The organism is Endozoicomonas atrinae (assembly GCF_001647025.1).
In the GTDB taxonomy this organism is placed as follows: Bacteria; Pseudomonadota; Gammaproteobacteria; order Pseudomonadales; family Endozoicomonadaceae; genus Endozoicomonas; species Endozoicomonas atrinae.
Window position 1 is genome coordinate 1 of sequence record NZ_LUKQ02000783.1, and the last position, 475, is coordinate 475.

The 475-nt window shown below is 46.1% G+C and carries 1 protein-coding gene; it reads left to right on the plus strand.

Annotated elements, in window-relative coordinates; all coding sequences use genetic code 11:
* The first annotated feature begins 68 nt into the window (after positions 1 to 68).
* Positions 69 to 245, plus strand: coding sequence for a hypothetical protein (locus AK963_RS34455; protein ID WP_175404798.1), 177 nt, complete (start codon positions 69 to 71; stop codon positions 243 to 245).
* Positions 246 to 475: the final 230 nt, after the last annotated feature.

A 475-nucleotide genomic window follows, 5' to 3' on the forward strand; every position in this document is an offset into this window, starting at 1 on the left:
AATCAACATCATTAAAACCTTCGGGTAGCTGTGGTCGACGAGACATCTGTTCTAGATAATGCATGGTAATGATGCCTAAGCATAGTTGGCGGCAGCTTAAGGATTTAGAAAATGCGATTGGTATCAGTTTTCACTACCGGGGTTGGTTGAGCGATGAGCTGCAGGCAGAGCTGGATAACAGTTATCAAAAGCTAGTGAAGCAGTACCCCCATCGTGTCCGGCAGATAGCCCAGCAATACCAGTGAGGTTTTCGCCTCGTTCCCATGCTCTGCGTGGGAATGATAGCCCTTGGATGTGGTATCTCAGGAAAGTCTGGTATGCATTCCCACGGATGACAGTGGGAACGATATCTAATACCAATTGAATTTTCTAACTACTGTATAACTGCCCAATCACGGGAGCACAGACTGAACAGTCGACCAGCTTCGCTGCAAAGGTTATTCCAAGCTTCACAGCAACAATCTACAATATTTTC

Bases quoted from the DNA above. Each gene is read 5' to 3' on its own strand.
- AK963_RS34455 (WP_175404798.1), top strand. From the start codon at position 69: ATGATGCCTAAGCATAGTTGGCGGCAGCTTAAGGATTTAGAAAATGCG.